General features: G+C 38.1%; 7 protein-coding genes. 5 read left to right on the top strand and 2 right to left on the bottom strand.

All coding sequences use genetic code 11. The annotated features are described in order from the left end of the window. Positions 1-344 precede the first annotated feature (344 nt). From RM529_RS09485 to RM529_RS09465, 5 genes are read left to right on the top strand one after another with little or no spacing between them, the layout of a single operon-like run. Positions 345-1,244 (top strand): MerR family transcriptional regulator, encoded by a 900-nt coding sequence (locus RM529_RS09485; protein WP_311484558.1) that lies wholly within the window; start codon positions 345-347, stop codon positions 1,242-1,244. A gap of 8 nt (positions 1,245-1,252) precedes the next feature. Continuing rightward, positions 1,253-2,716 carry a phytoene desaturase family protein gene (locus RM529_RS09480; protein ID WP_311484557.1) on the top strand — a complete coding sequence of 488 codons (1,464 nt, stop codon included), beginning with the start codon at positions 1,253-1,255 and terminating at the stop codon, positions 2,714-2,716. A gap of 4 nt (positions 2,717-2,720) precedes the next feature. Then, entirely contained in the window at positions 2,721-3,560 is an 840-nt protein-coding gene (locus tag RM529_RS09475) for a phytoene/squalene synthase family protein (protein ID WP_311484556.1), read from the top strand. A gap of 6 nt (positions 3,561-3,566) precedes the next feature. Next, the gene (locus RM529_RS09470; RefSeq protein WP_311484555.1) at positions 3,567-4,016 is read left to right on the top strand and encodes a sterol desaturase family protein; all 450 of its coding nucleotides are present in this window, start codon (positions 3,567-3,569) and stop codon (positions 4,014-4,016) included. A gap of 22 nt (positions 4,017-4,038) precedes the next feature. Next, positions 4,039-5,172 carry a lycopene cyclase family protein gene (locus RM529_RS09465; protein ID WP_311484554.1) on the top strand — a complete coding sequence of 378 codons (1,134 nt, stop codon included), beginning with the start codon at positions 4,039-4,041 and terminating at the stop codon, positions 5,170-5,172. Between the two features lie 5 nt (positions 5,173-5,177). On the opposite strand, the gene RM529_RS09460 is transcribed toward RM529_RS09465, so the two are convergent. Both RM529_RS09460 and RM529_RS09455 read right to left on the bottom strand, forming a co-directional pair. Continuing rightward, positions 5,178-5,738 (bottom strand): TlpA family protein disulfide reductase, encoded by a 561-nt coding sequence (locus RM529_RS09460; protein WP_311484553.1) that lies wholly within the window; start codon positions 5,736-5,738, stop codon positions 5,178-5,180. A gap of 129 nt (positions 5,739-5,867) precedes the next feature. Beyond that, positions 5,868-6,626 carry an XRE family transcriptional regulator gene (locus RM529_RS09455; protein WP_311484552.1) on the bottom strand — a complete coding sequence of 253 codons (759 nt, stop codon included), beginning with the start codon at positions 6,624-6,626 and terminating at the stop codon, positions 5,868-5,870. Positions 6,627-6,729: the final 103 nt, after the last annotated feature.

Genomic DNA, 6,729 nt, shown 5'->3' with positions numbered 1-6,729 from the left:
CAGATTCTGAAGGGCATTCTGAAAATGACAATTATCAACCTTCAGCAGAAATTCTATGAACCTTTTGTGGAAACAGATAAAAAATAACCACTAATTCACGAATAGGTCTTTAATTCTCCAGCGGATAGCGCTCATTTTCTCAGATTCTGAAGGGCATTCTGAAAATGACAGTTATCGACCTACAGAAAGGTCGCACCACCGGCGAAGGAGCCATTCTACTTCAGTATAACCCTATCTAGACCACAAACTGTTTAACGAACATTAGTTTTTATTAAACATTTAACTTTCTATAAAGTTTCAAAAGCTACAAATTATGTAGTTTTACCTCTCTTGTTATAGACTATATGGAACTCGTAAAACAAAATTTCAGCATAAAGGACCTGGAACACCTTAGCGGCATTAAAGCTCACACCATCAGGATTTGGGAGAAACGTTACAACATTCTTACTCCAGATCGTACTTCAACTAACATACGAACCTACGATAGCTCCAATCTTCAAAAAATCCTGAATATTGCTTTCCTTAATGAGCATGGATACAAAATTTCCAGAATATCAAAACTTTCCGAAGAAGAAATTGGGAAAATGGTTAAGCGAATTACTGCTTCTTCCAGTGTCGAAAACAGGGCGGTTAACGCCTTTAAAATGGCAATGATAGATTTTGATGAAGGGCTCTTTAACAGGACATACGCCAGTCTTGAGGAAGAGAAATCTTTTCAGGAGATATTTCAGGAAGTTTTTCTTCCTCTTCTAGGTGAAATAGGTACGCTCTGGCAAACTGATACCATTAAGCCTATCCACGAGCACTATATCGTAGAACTTATAAGAGAAAAACTTTATTTAAACATTGCTGCCGTGAAACAGGAGGTAACGCCAGACCCGGATACGCTGTATGTTCTTTTTCTTCCGAAAAATGAAATTCACGATGTAGGTCTTCTTTATATTAATTATCAGTTATTACTAAACGGAAAGACCAGTGTTTTCCTGGGTCCAAACCTCCCCATATCAAACTTAAAATACCTGCTCGAGAAGAATGACAACATCATTTTTATGAGCTATTCTACAATAGAACCACATGATATCCAGGAATTTATAAATGAGTTTCAGGATGAAATTTGCAAAGAAAAGCCCCGGAAACTCTTCCTTTTCGGAAATCGTGTACGTCAATTTGAAGAAAAAAAGAAATCTCTACCAGCAAACGTGAAATTTTTTCCTTCAATTCAGGAATTCGTAAGGACCCTTTAAATCTTCTCATGAAAAAACGAATATCCATAATAGGCTCGGGTTTTGCATCTCTTGCAGCTTCCTGCTATCTTGCAAAAGAAGGTAACGAAGTCCATATCTACGAGAAGAACCCTGAAGTTGGCGGCAGGGCAAGACAGCTTATAAAAGAGGGATTTACCTTTGATATTGGACCAACATGGTACTGGATGCCAGATGTTTTTGAAAGGTTCTTTGCAGACTTTGGCAAAACTCCCGAAGATTATTACCGTCTGGAAAAGCTGAATCCTGCCTATCAGGTTTATTTTGAAGATGGGGAAAAAATTACAATTGGGGATACCCTGGATAAGATCTATGCCGCTTTTGAAGCTGAAGAACCGGGGAGTTCAAAAAAGCTGAAAAAATTTATAGGCCAGGCTGAAGAAAATTACGATATCGCCATTAAGGATATGGTTTACAGGCCGGGAGTGTCCCCGCTGGAACTAGTCTCTATTGAAACAGCAAAAAAACTCGGACAGTTTTTTAGCACCATCTCACGGGAAGTTCAAAAGGAGTTCACTAATGTAAAACTAGTCCAGATACTGGAGTTCCCCGTTCTTTTTCTTGGGGCCAAAGCAAGTAATACACCGGCCTTTTACAGTTTTATGAACCATGCCGACTTTGCTCTGGGCACGTGGCACCCAAAAGGAGGCATGTATGAGGTGATTAAGGGCATTAAAGCGCTTGCAGAATCGCTCGGTGTCCAGATCCATACCAATGCTCCTGTAGAAAAGATCAACCTTACCGGAGATACAGCTACCGGCATTGTGATAAATGGAAAGGAAATAACATCTGATATTGTCCTTAGCGGGGCAGACTATCATCACACCGAGACCTTACTTCCCGAACATAAAAGACAGTACCCGGAAAAATACTGGCAGAAGAAAACTTTCGCTCCTTCTTCCCTACTTTTCTATGTTGGTTTTGACAAAAAAATTAAAAACGTTTCTCACCACACCTTGTTTTTTGACACAGATTTTAAAAAACATGCCGATGCTATTTATGATAATCCCAGGTGGCCGGAGAATCCGCTCTTCTATGCCAGTTTCCCTTCTATTACAGATGTTGAGACTGCTCCAGAGGGAAAAGAAGCCGGTATATTTCTAATTCCGTTGGCACCGGGAATAGAAGATACGCCGGAATTAAGAGAAGAGTTTTTTCAAAAAATCATGAGCCGCTTTGAAAAATTAACAAAGCAGGAAGTGAAAAATAATATTATTTTTAAAGAGTCCTTTTGTATTAATGATTTTAAAAGTGAATATAATTCCTACAAAGGAAATGCATATGGACTTGCGAATACCCTCTTTCAAACTGCTTTTTTAAGGCCGAAATTAAAGAGTAAAAAAGTTAACCACCTGTATTTTACAGGCCAGTTAACCGTTCCGGGGCCTGGAGTTCCTCCTTCATTAATTTCCGGAAAATTGGCAGCAGAGCTTATTCAGAATTCAAAAATTTAATGCTATGAAATCCATTTTTGATGTCGTTTCACACGCCTGTAGCAAAACCGTGACAAATGCCTACAGTACATCTTTTTCTACAGCTACAAAGATGCTTGCGCCGGGTATTCGACAGGATATTTACAATATTTACGGTTTTGTGCGGTTTGCAGATGAGATTGTAGATAGTTTTCATAATTACAAAAAGGAGGAGCTTTTTGACGATTTTGAGAAGGATCTTTACAAGGCCCTAGACGCAAAGATAAGCCTGAACCCCATATTAAACTCTTTTCAGGAAACGGTACATAAATACGAAATTGACGAATCCCTGTACCGCTCTTTTATGAGGAGCATGCGACAGGATTTGTATAAGTCTGAATATCTTACGGTAGAAGAATACCAGGAATACATCTACGGCAGTGCAGATGTGGTTGGGCTAATGTGCCTGAAGGTTTTTGTAAAAGGCGATCAAATGCAGTATGACGCGCTGAAGCAATCTGCGATGAGCCTTGGGTCTGCTTTTCAGAAAGTAAATTTTCTCCGGGACTTAAAAGCAGATTATGAAGACTTAAGCAGAAGTTATTTCCCAGACGTCAACCTTTCGCAGCTGGATGAACTAAGCAAATCCAGGATTATTGCAGAAATTGAAGAGGATTTCAAAAAAGGCCTCTACGGAATTTCCAGACTTCCTGTAGAAGCAAAATTCGGGGTATATACCGCTTATGTTTACTACAAAAAATTACTGCATAAACTAAAACAGGTACCTTCACTGAATATTATGAACCAGAGAATACGTGTACCCGATTATCAAAAAGCGGGACTTTTGGCTAAATCATATATTTCTTATAGATTCAACCTTATATAATAACCTATGGATACTTTACTTTGGATAGCGATTTTTCTCGGTACTTTTGCGGCTATGGAAGGTATGGCCTGGTTTACCCATAAATTTATTATGCATGGTATTTTGTGGAAACTTCATAAAGACCATCATCATAAGGACCATAGTAGTTGGTGGGAGCGCAACGACTTGTTCTTTGTGTTTTATGCAGCAATTAGCATCACTTTCTTTTTGCTGTGGCAGTACAATGGCTTCTGGGCGGGTTTGCCCCTGGGCCTGGGCATTCTTGCATACGGCATTACTTATTTTACGGTGCATGATATTTTTATCCATCAGCGTTTCAAAATTTTCAGAAATGCAAATCACTGGTACGCCAAAGGAGTACGACGCGCCCATAAGATGCACCATAAACATTTAGGAAAAGATCATGGAGAATGCTTTGGGATGCTCTTTGTTCCCTTTAAATACTTCAAAAAGTAACATTAAAAAGTGAGAATTTTTTATGGGTATAAGCTATTTTTATGTGATTGTTGGCGGCGGATTGGCCGGTTTACAACTCGCCTATAAGCTTAGCAAGGAAATATTTTTTAAGGGTAAGAAAATTGCCATTATAGACCCTTTGGAAAAAAATGAAAACGATAAAACCTGGTGTTTCTGGGAAAAAGGAGAAGGCAAATGGGATGAGATCGTTAGCAAAACCTGGACTCATACAAATTTTATTTCCTCCCGGGAAAACCTGAAACTGGATCTTGCCCCCTATACCTACAAAAAGATAAAATCTCTGGATTTCTATAATTATATAAAAGAAGAACTGGATTCTTCTCCTGACTTTGTTTTTATTGAAGATGAAATTTCAAGAATAGACCCGGTCACCATGCAGGCCATTGGTAAAAAAGACAATTATTCAGCAACACATTTTTTTGACAGCAGGCTGCCTCCATCCTATTCACAGGAAAACAAATACGCAAAAATTTATCAGCACTTTAAAGGTTGGCAAATAGAGACCGAAAATGGGCATTTTGAGCCCTCCACCTTTACAATGATGGATTACCGGCTTAAGCACGAAAATTCTACGAGTTTTACTTATATCTTACCGGAATCATCGAATAAAGCACTGATAGAATACACTTTTTTCACCCCTTTTTTAGTTGAAGACGACATTTATGATGCAATGTTGAAGAAATACCTCTCAGAAATACTGAAAATTAAGAACTTCAGGATAAATTCAGTCGAATCTGGGGTGATTCCTATGACAGATTTCCCTTTTGAAGAACAAAACAGCAAAGAAATTACCAAAATTGGCACCGGAGGGGGTTGGGTAAAGCCAAGCACTGGCTATTCTTTTAAAAGTACAGAGAAAAAAGTAAATAAGGTCGTAGAAAATATTATAAGGGGATTGACTCCCGGAAAAGATCTCATCAATAAGAAATTCCGGCGTTATGATGCTATTTTTTTAGACGTCCTGGCCAGGCATAACGAGAAGGGAGAGTCGATATTTGCCAAATTTTACACTTCAAATTCTGTTGAAGATATTTTTAAATATTTAGATGAAGAAACCTCTCTTTCAGAAGAGATGAAGATTATGTTTTCCCTCTTCGGATTTGAATTTATAGAATCTTTCTTCAGAAAAATATAGAAAATTCAGGATTTAAGCAGCTCGTCCAGCGTGTTTCTCATACTAGTGCTATTCCAGTCTGCCGCACCTACTTTCTTAATCACAATATTACCTTTTCTGTCTATTAAAAAGGTTGTGGGTAAAGTAAAACCATCCAAAGGTTTAGGATCTGTAGTTAACATCCTGTAAGTAGGCAGTGTATAACGGTTACGTTTCAAGAAATTAGTTGTGGTTTCATGATCTTCGCCCGAAATAAAGAAGAAAGCAACCTTATCACCATAATCCTGGTAAAGCTCCTGGAAACTTGGCATTTCTGCAATACAGGGAGGACACCATGTAGCCCAGTAGTTTATCAGGATCACTTCGCCCTCATATTCTGAAAAATCTACACGTTCTTTACTGCTTTTCTCCAGAACCCAATTGTAGTTCGCAATCTGCTCCCTGTCTTCCTCGTTGGTCACTGAAGGGCTAAAGGCAAAAGCTTTATTCGCAAAAATCTGCAAAGGCTTTCTGATTTGTGGAATAAGAAGAGCCAGGATGATCACGATTAAAATGATATTGGTCCACTGGTTCTTAAATAATTTCATTGCTCTAAAATTGGGATGTAAAGAAACAAAAGAACCGCTAAATCCTCAATAAATTGTAATGTAATTTATACCTATCGGGAGGTTCTAAATTACCTCACCTTCAATTTCTAATTTTCAGAAGAATATTTTTTAATGAGAAAGCGTCGCTATTTTCTTGTTAAGCTTATAAACTTCTTTTTTAAGTAAATCCAAAGCGTCTTCTAGTGCCTGAATTTTTCCTTTGGCAGCTATTTCATGATGAGGCACCAGAACACCACTAATTTTACCCCTTACAATCATTAATTCCCGAATGTCTTGTTTATTTATTTTCTTTTCACCTTCTTCATCCTGAGTATTATCATTTTCCATGATCAGGAAAGAAGGATCTTCGCTAACGCGAATGCGCTTAATTAGAATAGCTACTTTGGAAATAATTAGCACCAAAGAATCATCCAGGACATTCTCCAGGTTTTTTTGGCTCTGGCATATAACAACGTCTCCCGAAAGAACTGTAGGAGCCATGCTGTTTCCTTCTACCTCAAAAAGCTTTTGATTTTGTGTGGGATTAAACCCGGGAATACGAAACCAGTCGTAACTTTCAAGATGTTCGTCGGTATCAAAATTCTTTATAAAACCTGCGTGTGCCGAGACTCCAATATAAGGCACGAAACCATTTGTGACAGACATTTTTATTACAAATTTGTCTCCCTTTAAAAGATAGTCTGTAGTTACATCGTACAGTTTGCTAAGGTTAATAATATGTTCTGCCACGATCCCGTTTTGTGAATTTTCAATAAGTGAATAGGCCGCCTGCGATATAAAGAGCCTTTCAGCAACATGCTTCTGCGAAAATTTATGCCTGCTCCTCAGTTCCTTTATTCTTTTACCTATCTCTTGTCTTCCTCTCATATACTCATTTTCTCGGGCCCATTTTTAGCGGGGTAATTCCATTTTAACAAAGATCGTGCATTAATTAAAGACCGTAAATCTTTATAATTAATAATGATAATCT

This window comes from Autumnicola edwardsiae (assembly GCF_031846505.1).
In the GTDB taxonomy this organism is placed as follows: Bacteria; Bacteroidota; Bacteroidia; order Flavobacteriales; family Flavobacteriaceae; genus Autumnicola; species Autumnicola edwardsiae.
Note: the sequence above shows the minus strand (reverse complement) of the source record. Positions and strands in the feature narration are given on the sequence as shown.